Origin of the sequence: Methylopila sp. 73B (genome assembly GCF_000526315.1) — a bacterium.
In the GTDB taxonomy this organism is placed as follows: domain Bacteria; phylum Pseudomonadota; class Alphaproteobacteria; order Rhizobiales; family Methylopilaceae; genus Methylopila.
In genome coordinates, this window is record NZ_JAFV01000001.1 from 2,230,141 (window position 1) to 2,244,833 (window position 14,693).

A 14,693-nucleotide genomic window follows, 5' to 3' on the forward strand; every position below is an offset into this window, starting at 1 on the left:
ATGGGGTCGGGAAGTCGGGCCCGCCATGCGAGCCGCTTCCGGGATGCTGTCGTCTCTCAGTTCAAGTACCGAGCCGCAGGCGACATCGAACTTCCGCGCTCGTGTTCGGTGCAGCGGAAGCTGGCGGGGCTCGACGGGTCGCCGCCCGTGTACTCGGGGAACTTCGGATAGGCGCAGATGGGCCTCCGGGCCTGAGGCTCAGTCTTGTCGCCTCCTTCCCCGTACCGTGTTCCAAGAAGGCTGTCGGGCGCCGCGCCCTCCTCCACCCACCGCACGAGGGACATGAGGATGTCGGCGTCAGGTTCACTCGGCACCAAGGACGAGAAGGGTTGCCCGAAGTCCGTCGCCCCGGGCCCGCCGAAGCAATGGCCCATGCCCGGCACGAGGAAGAGGCGGAGGAACTCCTGCGTCGAGGCGAGGCCGCCGCGGGCGGTGACGGCGCGCTCGTAGTAGTGCACGACCTCCTGGAAAGGCACGGCCGGATCGGCGAGCCCGGTATAAATCACCGCCTTGCCGCCCCGTCGGCGGAAGTCATTGAGGTCGACGCCATTGGCGTTCAGCCTTGAGGACAGGAGCGCGTCCAGGCGGTCGACGTCTCGGTCGAAGTCGAAGGACTTCGTGTCGAAGCCTTCTCCGAGCGCCCATTTGAAGGGATAGAATTGTTGGGCCGGCCAAACCTCGGGATCGCCCTGAAGCGAGGGGCCGAGCGGCTGGTCCTCGCTGCCGGGGGTTAGGCCGGGATAGATCCGCTCGTCCGTGCGCGGGTTGACCGCGCCGGCGTAAAGCTTGCCGAGCGCGCCCATCTGCGGCTTGGAGAGGCATTGGTCACCCGCCGCACCCGGCTCGCACCTCGGGAGCGTCTCCGGGTCGAAGCGGCATCGCCGGGGATCGGTGAGGAACGCGTCGCCGGGGGCGCCGCCATCTTTGCCGCCGCACTGGTCGACGACGGCCTTCGACACCATCGCAAGGTTCGCTGGCGACAGGCGGCTGCCTGGCGCTTCGTTCAGCGCGTTGTAGTTCCACAGGAACGAGGTCGCGACATGGGTCCGGTTATTGCCGGGATCGCCAGCGAGCACGCCGTCGTAGTCGCCCGGATACCGTTGCGCCGATCCGAGCGCCTGCTGGCCGCCCGTCGAGCAGCCTTCGAAGTATGAGCGAAAGGATTCAGACCCGTAGAAGGCCCGGACAAGCAGCTTGCCCACACGGGTCATCTCATGCGTCGCGCGGTGGCCGAAGTCCGTCCAGCGCTCCGGCTGGTCGACGGTCAAGTTGATGTCCGGCGCCGTACCGAGGTCGGTGTTGGCAACCGCGAAGCCTCGCCGCAGCCCCTCGACCATGCCCATACCATAGGCGATCGATCCCGCCCCACCACCGTTTCCGGTACCGAGGAAGCGGCCGTTCCAGCCTTCAGATGGCAGCCAGACCTCGATGCCGATCTTAGAGTCAGGCGTTGGCGTCGCGATCGCTTCGACACGGCAGAAGGCGGGCATCCTGGCCGCGCGGTCGCCGAGGTCCGGTGCGTAGGGTGCTGGAGGCGGGGTGAACTTTCCCGCCCCGACAGCGGACACAGACACGATCGTGGCCTCCGGTACCGGAAGGCCCGCCAGATCAATGCAGGCGGCCCGCGATAGGCCGGCTGCGGCGACAGATTGAATGCCCGGGAACGCTGCACCCACCGAAAGCGCCATCGCCAGAAGGGTCTGGATCCTCATCCACCTTGTCCTCTTACGTGAAGTGCGCGGCGGGCGTTGCCGCTGCCGTCGCGAGTCTTCTTGAGATGTCGACTGGAGGACAGAAGCCCGCTTCGTCCCTAAGTGCTGGAGGCCGCGGTGGGTTCACCGAACAACTTGCCGGCGCCAGCCCAGTCATTCGGCGCGACGTCGTCAAAGATGACGTAGATGTAGTTCGCGTCGGTCCCGGTGTTGCGTACGATGCTCTCCGTGATCTCCGCGGCAACCTTCTGCTTCTGTCCGTGGTCCTTACCCTCGAACCAGCTTACCCGTACGACCGGCATGATCTTGTTTCCATGTGTTCCGCCGCTCTTCCCTCGGCGGATGCCGAAGGCCAGAGAGACAAGCAGCCGCAATGTACTGTATCCTCATGGCGCTTAAAGACACCTCCGATCTATTCTGAGTAGCGCCGCTGGACACAAACGGACCCTTTCCATGAATGAGATCGAACCGTTGTCGGGCATCGGCGTCTTCGTAGCCGCTGCTCGTGCTGGAAGCTTCACGGGCGCCGCCGACCGTCTCGGCATCACCAAGTCCGCGGTTGGCAAGACCATCGCCCGCCTCGAGGTACGGCTCGGACTGAAGCTCTTCCATCGGACCACGCGGAACAACAAGCTGACGGTCGACGGCGAGGCCTACCTGGCCGCGTGTGCTTCTGCCCTCGACGAGATCGCCGCGGCCGAAGCAGCTCTCACCTCCGCAAACCGGATCCTGAGCGGCCGGATCCGCATCGACATGCCAGTGGCGTTCGGGAGGCGCGTCCTACTGCCCGTCCTGATCGACATCTTGCGGCCGCATCCGGATCTCACGCTGAGTCTCACCTTCACCGACGCCCTGACCGATCCCTTCCAGGACGACGTGGACCTCATGATCCGCTTTGGCGCCCTTCGGGACTCGAGCCATCTCATCGCGCGGCACCTCGCCAACCAGGATCGGGTGATCTGCGCCTCTCCGGGCTACGTCGAGACGCACGGACGTCCGGAGGCGCTCGCAGACCTTCGCGGACACCGCTGCATCGTCGGCTCGCCCAAGGGTCCGCCACTGGCCTGGGTGGTTCGCGAGGACGGCGCGGTGAAGCGCTTGTCGCCTCCCGCCACACACCAGGTCAGCGACGGCGAGGCAATGGTCGACGCGGCCGTCGGCGGGCTTGGCATCTGCCAGCTCCCGGTCTCGCTGGTCCGGCCCCACGTCGAGAGCGGCGCGCTCATGCCGTTGCTCGAAACCTTCTCAACCGTTCCTGTCGAGGTGCACGCACTCTGGCCGCGGCAAGCGCACCTCAGCCCACGGGTACGTTACGTCGTGGACCATCTCGTCGGGCGCGCAGCCGCAGGCGAGTTGAATTAACCCATCAGGGCAGGACGACGATCTTTCCGCCCGCCTCGTTGGCCTCCATGCAACGGTGCGCCTCGACGATCTCGTCGAGCCGGAACACGCGCCCGACCTTCACGGGCAGCGCGCCCTTCTCGACCTCGTCGACGAGCCTCTGAAGGGGCATCGCCATGAACTCCCCGGCGCCGCCGCTGTACGTGGTCAAGCTGACCGCCGTCGGGATCGCCGCCATCGGCTCAAAGGCTTCGAGCGTCCAGCGGTCACCGACCATCCCGCTCATGCAGATTGCTCCGTGGCGCTTCGCGCACGCGAGCGAGTCAAGGAGAGTTGTTGTCCCGACGAGCTCCAGCACCTTTCCGACGCCGCCTGGGAATGCGTCCCGCACCCGTCCCGCGATCGATCCGTCGTCGATGTACACATGGCTTACGCCATGGGAGCGAAGGAGGTCTTCTCGGTTCGGACGTCGCGTCGTTGCGCAGACGATCGCGCCTTCGGCTTTTGCGATGGCGGCGGCGGCTAATCCGACGGAGGTTGTGCCGCCACGGATGAGAAGGGTCTCGCCCGGACAAAGGCGCAGCGCGATGAAGAGCGACCCCCAAGCCGTCTGGAGCATCTCAGGCAGAGCGCCGAGCGTCTCCCAGGACAGGCCGGTGCGGACCGCCTGCACCTGGCCGGCCGGGACCTTCACGTACTCGGCGTAGCCGCCGTCGAAGTTGCGTCCCATGCCGCCCATGACCGTCGCAACGGTCGCGCCCGGCTGGAACTCGCCGCCCGGGGCAGTCTCGACCGTTCCCGTCGCTTCAATTCCCAGAACGCGAGGCAGCCGAACGTTTGGCGAGTGTCCCTGCCGGGTGAAGAGCTCGGATCTGTTGAGCCCGAACGCCCGCACCCGGATCAGGACCTCGCCGGCGTTCGGTACCGGAACGGGCCGATCCTCGACCTTCAGGGCGTCGGGTGCGCCAGGCGCGCACAGGACCGCAGCCTTCATCGTTGCCATGGCGGCTTCACCCCACGAGCAGATCGGCGAAGGCCAGCCGAGGGCCCAGCGGCACGATCCCCGAAGGATTCAAACTCTTGATCGAGTAGTAACCGCGCTTGATGTGGTCGATGCTGACGGTGCCCGCGACACCCGGAACGGCCAGTATGCGATTAACGTAAGCCGAGAGGTTCGGATAGTCCGCGACGCGACGCAGGTTGCACTTGAACAGGCCGTGATAGGCAGCGTCGAAGCGGATCAGCGTGACGAACAGCCGGATGTCCGCCTCGGTCAGACGCTCGCCGAGGAGGAAGGTACGAGTTTCGAGGTGTGTCTCAAGTTCGTCGAGCATGCCGAAGACGTCGCCGAAGGCCTCGTCGTAGGCGACCTGCGTCGTCGCGAAGCCGGCACGGTAAACGCCGTTGTTGAGACGCGGGTAGATCCGGTCGTTCAAGGCGTCGATCGAGCCGCACAGGTCCGCGGGGTACAGGTCAATTCCCTCGTCTGCGAGCGCCCCGAAGCCGGAGTTCATCATGCGAACGATGTCGGCTGACTCGTTGTTGACGATCGTCTGTCTCTCCCTGTCCCAGAGCACGGGCACCGTGGCTCGCCCGGACACCGTCGGGTCCGCGCGGGTGTAGAGCTCGTGCAGGAAGGTGACGCCGTTGACCTCGTCGCGATCCGATCCGGGATAGTCGCCGAAGCGCCAGCCCTCGTCGGTGAGCGCCGGCTCCACCACCGAGACGGAGACGGCGTCCTCAAGGCCTTTCAGCTTTCGCGCGATCAGAGTGCGCGACGCCCAGGGGCAGATCAGAGCGACGTAGAGATGGTAGCGTCCCGCCTCGGCAGGAAACCCGCCCTCTCCCGTCGGGCCAGCGCTCCCGTCCGGCGTCACCCAGTTGCGGAAGCTCGAGGTCTGGCGGACGAAGCCACCCTTCTCGTCCTTTGCCTGGACGGGCTGCCAGTCGGCGGTCCACTTGCCGTTCATGAGCATGTCGCTGTCCTTCTGATGTGCGGCGCGTCAGGCGACGACGGCGGGCTTCAGGGCGGCCGCGATGAAGTCCCGTGCGAGAGACGCGCCTTCTGCCGAGATCGCGTGACCAAGACCGGGGAAGATCCGGCTAGTCACGTCGAGGCCTTCCGCCCGAAGGACCTCTTCGGCCCGCGTCGTCTCCCACGAGGGGACGATCGGATCGGACGATCCATGAAGCAGCAAGATCTTCGTTCCAGTGGATGGTGAGTAGGGCGTCGGCGACGCCAAGCGGCCGGAGACCGCCACCGCCGCCGTGACGGGCCAGCGCCCGCACGCGACGGCGTCCAGCGCCATCATGGAGCCTTGCGAGAAACCGACGAGGACAACCCGGTCCAACCTGTCCCTGAAGCCATGTCGGTCGAGCTCGAAGCGCATGACCTTGTCGAAGGCCGAACGTGCAGCCGCAATCCTAGCCGGGCGGTTCTCCGGCGTCACGCCGGCGACGCTGAACCATTGCCGCCCTGGCCCCTGGTCGAAGGCGAAGGGACCGTCGGGAGCGACGAACGAGATGTCCGGCAAGAAGGGCCGCCAAGGCGCGGCGAGGGCTAGCAAGTCCCGGCCGTTGCTGCCGACGCCGTGCAAAAGAACGACCAATCCGTCCGGTGATGGTGTGGAGGTCATGTGCCGGTCTCAGGAGACGTGAGTGTGATGGACGTGTTCCAGGGATCACGAAGGGTGAAGCGTGTCCCATCGCCGCCCTCAGGCTGCCCCGTCGCACGCGAACGTATGGCTTCGATGGTGTCGCAATCGACGGCGATCTCGACGTCCGCCAGTCCGGTCGTCCGCTCTGTACGCGGCCGCGCGCCGCGACTGTTCCAGATGTTGGCGGCGAGCTGGTGGTGGTAGCCGCCCGATCCGAAGAAGCTGCCGCCGGGATAGCGGGCGGTCACGTCAAAGCCGAGCACGCTGCCATAGAATGCCTCCGCAGGCGCGATCGCGCCGACCTGGAGATGCACGTGGCCGACCTTGCCGCCTTGGGGGAAGCCTCGCCATTCCTCGCCCTCCGCTGCACTCAGGAGGCTTTGCGCGTCGAGGGCGTCCGTCGACATGCGGACGGCCCCGCGGTCCCACACCCATTCGGCGCTCGGTCTGTCTGCATAGACCTCGATGCCGTTGCCCTCCGGATCGGCGAGATAGATCGCTTCGCTGACCAGATGGTCGGACGCGCCCTGGATCGGGACGCGCCGCTGGGCCGCGAAGGAGAGCCATGCAGCAAGGTCCGCACGCTCAGGCAGGAGGAATGCCGTGTGAAAGAGCCCTGCGTCTCGCGGCGAGGAAACCTGGACGGATGGATCATGCCGGAGCTCGACCAAAGTCGCCGCCTCGGTCCCGAGGCGCAGGACGCCGGCCTCGCGGCCCGTCTCGCGCAGGCCGATCACGTCCTGGTAGAACCCGGCGACGCGATCGAGGTCCCGTACGACGAGGGTCACTTTGGATATCCGGTGCGGCGCCGTCGCCAGCACCGGATCGACGGAAGAGCGCTCGATGGTGCTTGAAGTGGGGACGGTCATCGAGATCTCCTTTGAACGCCTCAATGGGATCACTTGAGCCGTTAGGCCCGAGCTGATCGAAGTCCGGCCGAAGGTGTCGGACGGAAAGCGTAGGCGCCGTCGCCCAAAAGCGCGACCGCAACCAGCCCGACGATCCAGAGCGCAGGAAACTCCCAGCCGCCGTTCGCATTGGTGAAGAAGAAACCGGCAGGTCCGTGCACGGTTACAATTGCGCCGAGAAGGACTGGAACGAGCGCAAGGGCGACGACACGGCTGTAGACGCCTGCGACAAGAGCGAGTCCGCCGAGGGTCTCTGCGATGATTACGAGGTAAGCCAGCGGGCCGGGCAGGCCAAGGCTCGCGAAAAACTGCGCGGCGCCAGCGGGAGTGAAGACAAAAAATTTCAAGCCGGCGTGCGCAAGAAAAAGGATGCCGAGTGCGACGCGAAGTGAGGTCGCGGCATAAGGGGCGGTGCGAAGGTCAATCATTTTGGTCTCCGAGGTTTGATACCTGCCATATGCACTTCGCTCCGCAGTTTGATAATCCGGCCTTGAGGCATATGAGTTCACACTCAGGGAGTGAGATATATGCTGGACAGAATCACGAGCATTCAGGTGTTCGCGCGCGTCGCGGGCCTCGGCAGCCTCTCCGGGGCAGCCCGGTCGCTCGACATGTCGCAAACCATGGCGACGAAGCATATGGCGGCGCTGGAGGACCGGCTGGGCGTGAAGCTGGTCCACCGCACAACGCGAAAGATCACGCTCACCGAGGCAGGTCGGCGATACCTCGAGAGCGGCGAGCGCATCCTGGCCGAACTGGAGGAAGCCGACGCCGTCGCTTCGGCCGAACGCCTTGAGGTGACCGGCACTTTACGGGTGAACGCGCCCGTCTCCTTCGGCGTGCGCGAGCTGGCGCCGCGGCTCGCCGCGTTCTCCGCCGCCCAACCTGCTATCACCGTCGATCTTGGCTTGAACGACCGCGTCGTCGATCTGGTCGAAGAGGGATGGGACGTGGCGATCCGCATCGGTCGTATCAGCGACCAGACGCTGAACGCGCGCAAGCTGGCCCGCTGCCGCCTCCTGGTGGCCGCGTCCCCGAGCTACCTTCAAAGGCACGGCACTCCACGCACGTTGGCCGATCTAGCTTCCCACAACTGCCTTGGCTACACCCTGTCGAGCGCGCTCGGGCCACACCGATGGCAATTCGGCGTCGAAGGCGAGGCTAACGTTCCTATCCGTGGAGACCTTCGCGCAAACAACGGCGACGCTCTGATAGCCGCAGCTCTCGCCGGACAGGGGTTGGTCTATGAGCCGACGTTTTTGCTCGGCGACGAAATTCGCGCGGGCAGGCTAGTCGCCCTCGCGCTTGATCGTCCTCCTCTCGAGCTCGCGGGCGTGTTCGCTGTCTACGCCGCCAACCGACGCCCCCCCGCGAAGGTACGCGCCTTCATCGATTTCCTCGCGCTGCAATTCGGTCATCCGGCGCCTTGGGATCGCGACTTAGATTATCCCCCGCAGGTCAAGACCGCCTGACCTGACGCGTTCCTGCTCCGACCGATAGAAGCCGTTCGCGCCCGCAAACGGACATTGCCAAGTTCCGCCTTGGGTCCAGCCAAAGCCAGAGCGAGGCGCTCGCGCTCCCGGACAAGATCGGCAAGCGCGACCGCCACGGCTAAGCGACGCTGCGCAGCTCGGAGCGCGGAGACGGGATCCGCACCAGACACGCCGAGCCCTTTCTGACTGTTGAGCTTGGCGCGTGGCCGCGTCGGTCACCTGCAGGGCGACAGCCTGTCCGTCGCGCTCTGCGGCATTGCTATCCGAGCGGATCAGGCGTGGCGTTCCGAACCCACTGTTCCGGCCGGTGGATCATCTTCCGGATGGCGGCCGACGGCGAAGGGTTTGCTGCGTCCGCGACAGCATAGTGGGGCTCTCGCTCTGCTCAACGTGCCAGAAGGCGACAGCCGCCGTGACCAGCGCGGATATGATTGGCGAAGGATGACGTTGGGGCTGAATGCCGTCGTAGCGCCGAGCACCGTTCGCGTCGACAACGAAGCGATAGGGCGGGGGTCGCGTGATTGGCCTTTCCCATGGAAGGCCCCGTGGGTCTCAAGCAACCCGGCGACCTCCTCATGACCGCCGTGCGCGACGTCGCGGCCCGTGAGAAAGTCGGACCACCCATGCGGATCCTGTCGCGCCAGTACTTGGCCGCCACCCGCAGGGACCGCACGCCCGTAACCGACCGGTCGACCCCGTCGATCGGGACCTGCTCGGAGAGCACGCGCCCTACCACGTCCGCGGTCGAGATGCGGATGACTTTCGCTCTCTGCGCCGATACTCGGCGGCGGCATCAGTCGGCGCGGTCAGGGAGGCCGCGCCCCGCCCCGGCTTTAACGACCTTAGAGCAGGTCAGAACCGGTATCCGGCGCCCAGCATCACGAACGGCTGTACGTCGTCCTTCACGACCGGGCTGTCCTTCGCGTCGCCCACGAGAAGCCCGGCTCCTCCAACCCCCGTCACGAGCCAGTTCTCGGTTACCATGTAGGTGACCGACGCCGACAGGTCGACGCGCTTGATGCCGGACTTCGCTTCGTATTCCGGCAGGCCGGAGTTCAATGACTGACGCGAAGAGATGCCGAAGTAGGCGTCCATATGCCTGTTGTTCGCCCACGTCGCAGACGCGTCCGCGGAGAAGATGAACCGCTCGTATTGATGCGAGGCCTTGCCGCCGAACGTGCCGGTCATTCCTTCGCTGCCGCCGATCGTCTGGTCGAGCCCGGCATAGATCTGGAAGGGCCCGGCCTGGTAGCTTAACAGCCCGCCGACCACGCCGCCGGGATCGATGTCGCCCAGGCCCTTGAGATAGCGGGAGTCGTTGTCGTTGCGCCCGACCTCGTAGCCGCCGCGCGCCGAGACCTTGAAGCCCTCCCATTTCCAGACGTCGACGGTCAGACCCTTGGTGTTGAGGTGCAGCCAGTCGCCATAGGTGGCCGAGATCAGCGGGAACGGCTTCACCTCAAACTTGTCCGACCCCTCGTATTCCGGCTTGTAAATCGCGCCGCCGCCGATCACGACGTTCCAGTCGTGGAGCGTGTCGCGGAAATCGCCGTAGCGCCGCTCGTCGAACTGGGCGGGAGCCGCGACTGCGGACTCGGAGCTCGTTAGATCCGCGGCGGCGGCGGACGCCGGGAGGAACGCGCTCAGGGCCGCAATCGCGGCGAACCGAGCTCCGGAGGGTCGCGCCGCCGGAACAGTCTTCGGCCCAGGACGACCGGAAGGGCCCACCCCCTGATACGCGCTCTCGTCACGACGCTGCACGTACGGACCCATGGTTGAAACTCCTTGTCAGATCAGACGACGTGAAAACCGAACGTGCGATGCGCGTCCTCGCAACCAGGGACGGTTCCGGTCCGGCCATCGAAGACAAGATCAAGTTTGGGAGGCCAGCATTGCCGCAACATTACGGGAGACGGCGTCGCGCCGAAGAGTTCTGGGATCAGTCTAAATAACTGAAAACGCTCACTGATATAGGCTCGTGGTGTGCTGGCCAATAGCGCCACCGTCGACTAGGAACGACGCGCGCCACCCGACGGCCTGCTCAAGGAGTCGGTTCCGCTCGAGCCGCCCTCGCCATCGGGCGGCCAAGGACAGACCCTCTCGGTGAGTTTGGCCGTCCGACCGGGACGGGCGGGCGTCCGTTCAATCCGTCCCTCGGGATGCAAGAGGGTCGGGAGACCCTCCGGCGGAGATCCCTTGACCCGGTGGCTTTGGTAGAAACCGAGTCAATCGGCGCGCGACGCCGTCCGTGCACGACAGGATCACCGGAACGACGACGAGGGTCAGAAGCGTCGAGCTGAGGAGGCCCCCGATCACCGCGTGCGCCATCGGGGCGCGCTGGGCGCCGCCGCCGTCGACCGCCATGGCGAGCGGGATCATGCCGAAGATCATCGCTAGGGTCGTCATGACGATCGGCCGGAAGCGGACTGCGCCGGCGCTGACGAGGGCGTCGTGAAGCGACAGCCCCCGATGGCGCTCCCTGTTTGCGAAGTCGACCAACAGGATGCCGTTCTTGGTGACCAGGCCCATCAGCATGATGAAGCCGATCATCGAGAACATGTTGATCGTACTGCCGGCCGCCATGAGGCCGAGCAGAACGCCCACCAGGGACAGCGGCAGCGCGGCCATGATCGCGAGGGGCTGGAGGAAGCTCCCGAATTGGGAAGCGAGGACGAGGTAGACGAAGATTACCGCGAGGCCGAGCGCGGTGATCATGTGACCGGTGGTCTTCTCCATGTTCTCCGACTGGCCGCCGAAGCGGATCTGGTATCCGTCGGGCAGGGTCTTGCGCGCGACGAGCGCTTCGAGCTCGGCCGTCGCGTCGCCAAGGACGCGCCCGGAGATGGCCGCGGAGACGAGGACCTCCCGACGCCCGTCGAAGCGGCGAATCTCGGCAGCGGCGGGGACCGCCGCGATGTCAGCGACTTGGTCGAGCCGGACCATCGCTGGGGCGCCGTTCGGGTCGGTACGGCCGGTCGTCAGCATCAGTCCGCTTATGACCGCAGGATCCGACCGTTGCGCCCGAGGAAGGCGGACCACCACGTCGTAGGTCTCCCCCAGCGGGTCGGTCCACTTCGTGGCTTCCTCGCCACCGACGAGCGGCGCGAGCATGCGCGCAAGCTCCGGCACGCCGACGCTGAGGTCGCTCGCCGCCTCGCGCTTCAGGCGAACGGCAAGGACCGAACTCTTCTCGCTGGCGCTGGACATGACGTCCGCCATGCCGGGCATGCGTCGCATGGCGTCGACAAGCTCCGCCGCGATCCGCTCCAGAACCGCGCGGTCCGGGCCGAGCACGCTGAGCTGGATCGGGCTGTCGCCGCCTCCCATGCCGAGCTGGACGAGGGAGACGTCGACGCCGGGGATGACCGAAAGGCGCTTCCGGATCGGATCGGCGAGGTCGAGCGGCGCGCGCGAGCGTTCCGAGTTCTGGATCAGCTTGACGAGAATCGAGGCCTTGTTCTTGCCAACCGCGTTCGCCGTGTTGATCGTGGTGTATACCGCGGACACCTCCGGGAACTGCCGAAGCGCGCGTTCGATCTGCAGGATCTTGGCGCTGGTGTAGTCGAGCGAGGAATCGACCGGCGTCGTCACGTTGATCTGGAAGCGCCCTTCATCCGACGTCGGCACGAACTCGGTGCCGACGAGCGGAACGAGAAAGACGCTGCCGACGAAGACGCCCATCGTCGATAGCAGCGTGATCGCCCTATGGCGCAGCGTCCAGCCGATCGCACTGCGATAACGCTTGATCAGCGCCTCGAAGGCTCGGTCGAACTTCGCGACGAGGCGACCGACCGGCCCGCGCCTGGCGTCCGGCTGGACGTCCGGATCGTACCAGACGCTCGACAGCATGGGATCGAGCGTGAAGGACACGAAGAGCGAGATCAGGACCGCGGCCGAAACCGTCACGCCGAATTCGTAGAAGAAGCGGCCGACGATCCCATCCATGAAGGCGACCGGCAGAAAGACAGCGACGATCGTCGCGGTCGTGGCGATGACGGCGAGCCCGATCTCGTCGGTTCCGTCCACGGCCGCCTGCACGTGCGATTTCCCCATATGAAGGTGGCGGGTGATGTTCTCGCGAACGACAATGGCGTCGTCGATCAGAACGCCGATGGACAGGGTCAGCCCAAGGAGGCTGAGCGTGTTCAGCGTGAAGCCGAGAAATTGGACGACGGCGAGCGTTCCGAGCATCGCGATCGGCAGCGTCAACCCGGTGATGACAGTGCTGCGCCAGGAATTCAGGAAGAGAAAGACGATCGCCACAGCCAAGGCGGCGCCTTCGATGAGAGTCGAACGCACCTGGTCGACCGACTCCCGGATCGAGATCGAGGTGTCGGTGACGACGCGCAGCTCGACATTATGGGACGCGAGCTCGGCGTTGAGCGTCTTCAGCCGTTCTCGCACGTCGGCGGCCGTATCGACGGTGTTCGCGTCCTGGACCTTCACGACGTCGATCGCGAGCGCCTGTTCGCCATTGTAGATCGCCAGGCTTTCAGGATCCGCCGCGCCGTCGGTGACGGAGGCGATGTCCCTGACATAGACCGGCCCGCCGCCGCGGCGGGCGATGATCATGTCGAGGAAGCCGTCCGGCTTCTCGATCCGCCCCTGCACCTGGATCGTGTTCTCGCCGAAGCGGCTCACCACGCTGCCGGCCGGTCGGTTCTGGTTTCCACTGCGCAGCGCGGCGACGACCTCGTCGATCCCGATCCCGAGCGCGCGCATCTTCGTCTCGTCGACCGCGATGTCGATCTGCCGCTTCCTGCCGCCCACCAGCGTCGCCTGACCGACGCCGGAGATCATCGTGATCTGACGGACGACGCGCTGCTCCGCGATCGCCGTGAGCTGAGGCGCGTCGAGCGACGGAGACGTCACGGCGATCGACAGGATCGGCTGATCGGAAAGGTTGAAGCGGGAGATGACCGGCTTCTCGACGTCGTCCGGGAACTGCGCCTCGACGGCCGCGACCTTGTCGCGGACCTCCTGGGTCGCGGCCTGACCGTTCACCTCGAGCCTGAAGCTCGCCCGCACCATCGATCGCCCCTCATAGGACGTCGAGAGGATCTCCTCGACGCCGCCGACGGCGTTCAGCGCTTCCTCGACGGGCCGCGTGACCTCCGTCTCGACGGTCTCCGGCGTCGCGCCCGGATAGCTGGTCGCGACCATGACGATCGGCACGTCCGCGTTCGGGTACTGGTCGAGGCCGAGACGCTGAAGCGCGAGCAAACCGAGGACGAGGATCGCCACCATCATCATGGTGGTGAAGACCGGATGCGTGACGGCGACGCGTGTCAGAAGCACGTCAGCTCGGCCGCCCGAGAAGCGCAGCGACTCCGGGCCTGAACTGGGGGAGAGGCGAGGCGACGATAAGGTCGCCGATGCGGGCGCCGTCGATCTGCAGGCTCTCGCCTTCGTTCCAGCGGCCGCGGACCGCGACCGCCTGGCGGACAAGTCGGTCGCCTTCGAGCTTGAGCACGTAGCGGCCTTGCTCGTCCTCGCGGAGCGACGTCGCGGGAACGACGATAACGTTCGCTTCTTCTCGAACGAGAACCGACCCGGTTGCGAACATGCCGCCCCACAGGCGACCCTCGCGGTTTTCGAGCCGTACGAAGACCGGCACGAACCTGGAGCCTTCGTTGGCGACAGGACTGATCCGGTCCACCGTTCCGGCGACCATGCGACCATTCAAGCCGTCGATCTCGAGCTCGGCCGAGTCCCCGACCATCAGCCGCGGGACGTCGCGCGTCGCCACGAGCATCTGGGCCTCGAGCACCGAGGTGTCGACAACCGTCATGAGTTCCGCATTGGCCGCCGGCGCCGCTCCGGGGTCGACCAGCCGGTCTGAGACGACGCCGCCGAACGGCGCCCTGATCTCGGCATTGCGCAGCGCGGTCTGCGCCATATCGATCTGCGCCGAAAGGGCTTCGGCTTTCGCCCGCGCCGTTCCGAGGTCGCCACGCGCCCTGTCGAGCTGTTCCCGCGACGCGTAACTCTTCTGGGCCAGTTGCTCGACCCGGGCGAACGTCTGCTCCGCGCGGAGCAGTTCGGCCGCCGCTCCGTCCCGATTGCTGATGTGCTGGACGAGCGCGGCCTGAAGATCTTCGGTCTCGAAGCGGATCAGCACGTCGCCTGCGGCCACGCGCTGGCCCGGACGCGCATTCACCTCGCTCACGGTCCCCGCGGCCTTGGAGCGAAGGGCGACACGGTTGATGGGCCTCAATTCGCCGCTTACGCGGATCCGCTCTTTCATGGAGGTCGGCTCGAGCCTGATCACTTCGAGGTCGGTGAGTTCGATCGGCGCCCGGACGGTCTGGGCCGCTGGCGCAGCGTCGGGACCCTGCCTTGCGTTCGCCTTGCTCGGCCGATCGAAATGCACCAGGCCGACATAGGCGGCGCTGATGAGCAGGACGCCGACGACCATGCTCTTTGCCCATGTGCGCGACATGAAGAATCACCTCGGAAGTGCTGAACCGAAGCTGGCGGCCAGAAACTCGACGGCCGCGGGAGCTTTGGGGCCTCCGCCGTCATGGCGAACCAGTCCCCCTATTCCTGGCGATCGACCATTGCGTCAGCATTACCCCGTCA

12 protein-coding genes are annotated in these 14,693 nt (G+C 66.0%); 2 read left to right on the forward strand and 10 right to left on the reverse strand.

Going from position 1 to position 14,693, the window contains the following annotated elements; translation table 11 throughout:
- Positions 1-56: 56 nt before the first annotated feature.
- Both K244_RS21850 and K244_RS0110840 read right to left on the reverse strand, forming a co-directional pair.
- Positions 57-1,712 carry a tannase/feruloyl esterase family alpha/beta hydrolase gene (locus K244_RS21850; protein WP_036305681.1) on the reverse strand — a complete coding sequence of 552 codons (1,656 nt, stop codon included), beginning with the start codon at positions 1,710-1,712 and terminating at the stop codon, positions 57-59.
- Positions 1,713-1,810: 98 nt separating this feature from the next.
- Positions 1,811-2,086: a 4-oxalocrotonate tautomerase family protein gene (locus tag K244_RS0110840; RefSeq protein ID WP_197027164.1), complete on the reverse strand. Its 276-nt coding sequence runs from the start codon at positions 2,084-2,086 to the stop codon at positions 1,811-1,813.
- A gap of 79 nt (positions 2,087-2,165) precedes the next feature.
- Between K244_RS0110840 and K244_RS0110845 the strand changes: the two genes are divergently transcribed.
- Positions 2,166-3,074: a LysR family transcriptional regulator gene (locus K244_RS0110845; protein WP_020186287.1), complete on the forward strand. Its 909-nt coding sequence runs from the start codon at positions 2,166-2,168 to the stop codon at positions 3,072-3,074.
- Between the two features lie 4 nt (positions 3,075-3,078).
- Here the strand turns inward: K244_RS0110845 and K244_RS0110850 are convergent, their stop codons facing one another.
- Genes K244_RS0110850 through K244_RS0110870 form a run of 5 tightly spaced genes read right to left on the reverse strand, consistent with a single transcriptional unit; the run spans position 3,079 to position 7,046 of the window.
- On the reverse strand, positions 3,079-4,056 hold the full coding sequence (locus K244_RS0110850; protein ID WP_020186288.1) for a zinc-binding alcohol dehydrogenase family protein: 978 nt from the start codon (positions 4,054-4,056) through the stop codon (positions 3,079-3,081).
- A 7-nt stretch (positions 4,057-4,063) separates the two neighbouring features.
- Positions 4,064-5,029 carry a glutathione S-transferase family protein gene (locus tag K244_RS0110855; protein ID WP_020186289.1) on the reverse strand — a complete coding sequence of 322 codons (966 nt, stop codon included), beginning with the start codon at positions 5,027-5,029 and terminating at the stop codon, positions 4,064-4,066.
- A 27-nt stretch (positions 5,030-5,056) separates the two neighbouring features.
- A complete protein-coding gene (locus K244_RS0110860; protein ID WP_024816446.1) occupies positions 5,057-5,689 on the reverse strand; it encodes a dienelactone hydrolase family protein in 633 nt (210 codons plus the stop codon).
- Positions 5,686-6,579, reverse strand: coding sequence for a VOC family protein (locus K244_RS0110865; RefSeq protein ID WP_020186291.1), 894 nt, complete (start codon positions 6,577-6,579; stop codon positions 5,686-5,688). Before K244_RS0110865 ends, K244_RS0110860 begins: the two co-directional genes overlap by 4 nt.
- Before the next feature lie 41 nt (positions 6,580-6,620).
- Entirely contained in the window at positions 6,621-7,046 is a 426-nt protein-coding gene (locus tag K244_RS0110870) for a DoxX family protein (RefSeq protein WP_020186292.1), read from the reverse strand.
- Positions 7,047-7,145: 99 nt separating this feature from the next.
- Here K244_RS0110870 and K244_RS0110875 point away from each other — a divergent pair, with 99 nt between their 5' ends.
- Positions 7,146-8,090: a LysR family transcriptional regulator gene (locus tag K244_RS0110875; protein ID WP_020186293.1), complete on the forward strand. Its 945-nt coding sequence runs from the start codon at positions 7,146-7,148 to the stop codon at positions 8,088-8,090.
- Positions 8,091-8,963: 873 nt separating this feature from the next.
- Here K244_RS0110875 and K244_RS21855 read toward each other — a convergent pair.
- The 3 genes from K244_RS21855 to K244_RS0110890 form a co-directional block, all read right to left on the reverse strand.
- On the reverse strand, positions 8,964-9,884 hold the full coding sequence (locus K244_RS21855; protein ID WP_155931694.1) for a MipA/OmpV family protein: 921 nt from the start codon (positions 9,882-9,884) through the stop codon (positions 8,964-8,966).
- Between the two features lie 369 nt (positions 9,885-10,253).
- Entirely contained in the window at positions 10,254-13,409 is a 3,156-nt protein-coding gene (locus tag K244_RS0110885; protein WP_020186295.1) for an efflux RND transporter permease subunit, read from the reverse strand.
- A gap of 1 nt (position 13,410) precedes the next feature.
- Positions 13,411-14,553 carry an efflux RND transporter periplasmic adaptor subunit gene (locus K244_RS0110890; protein ID WP_036305684.1) on the reverse strand — a complete coding sequence of 381 codons (1,143 nt, stop codon included), beginning with the start codon at positions 14,551-14,553 and terminating at the stop codon, positions 13,411-13,413.
- Between the last annotated feature and the right edge of the window lie 140 nt (positions 14,554-14,693).

What these genes read in the sequence shown, in the direction of transcription:
- K244_RS0110850 (WP_020186288.1), bottom strand. Translation starts at nt 4,056, where the DNA reads ATGGCAACGATGAAGGCTGCGGTCCTGTGCGCGCCTGGCGCACCCGAC.
- K244_RS0110845 (WP_020186287.1), top strand. Translation starts at nt 2,166, where the DNA reads ATGAATGAGATCGAACCGTTGTCGGGCATCGGCGTCTTCGTAGCCGCT.
- K244_RS21850 (WP_036305681.1), bottom strand. Translation starts at nt 1,712, where the DNA reads ATGAGGATCCAGACCCTTCTGGCGATGGCGCTTTCGGTGGGTGCAGCG.
- K244_RS21855 (WP_155931694.1), bottom strand. Translation starts at nt 9,884, where the DNA reads ATGGGTCCGTACGTGCAGCGTCGTGACGAGAGCGCGTATCAGGGGGTG.
- K244_RS0110890 (WP_036305684.1), bottom strand. Translation starts at nt 14,553, where the DNA reads ATGTCGCGCACATGGGCAAAGAGCATGGTCGTCGGCGTCCTGCTCATC.
- K244_RS0110855 (WP_020186289.1), bottom strand. Translation starts at nt 5,029, where the DNA reads ATGCTCATGAACGGCAAGTGGACCGCCGACTGGCAGCCCGTCCAGGCA.
- K244_RS0110875 (WP_020186293.1), top strand. Translation starts at nt 7,146, where the DNA reads ATGCTGGACAGAATCACGAGCATTCAGGTGTTCGCGCGCGTCGCGGGC.
- K244_RS0110865 (WP_020186291.1), bottom strand. Translation starts at nt 6,579, where the DNA reads ATGACCGTCCCCACTTCAAGCACCATCGAGCGCTCTTCCGTCGATCCG.
- K244_RS0110870 (WP_020186292.1), bottom strand. Translation starts at nt 7,046, where the DNA reads ATGATTGACCTTCGCACCGCCCCTTATGCCGCGACCTCACTTCGCGTC.
- K244_RS0110860 (WP_024816446.1), bottom strand. Translation starts at nt 5,689, where the DNA reads ATGACCTCCACACCATCACCGGACGGATTGGTCGTTCTTTTGCACGGC.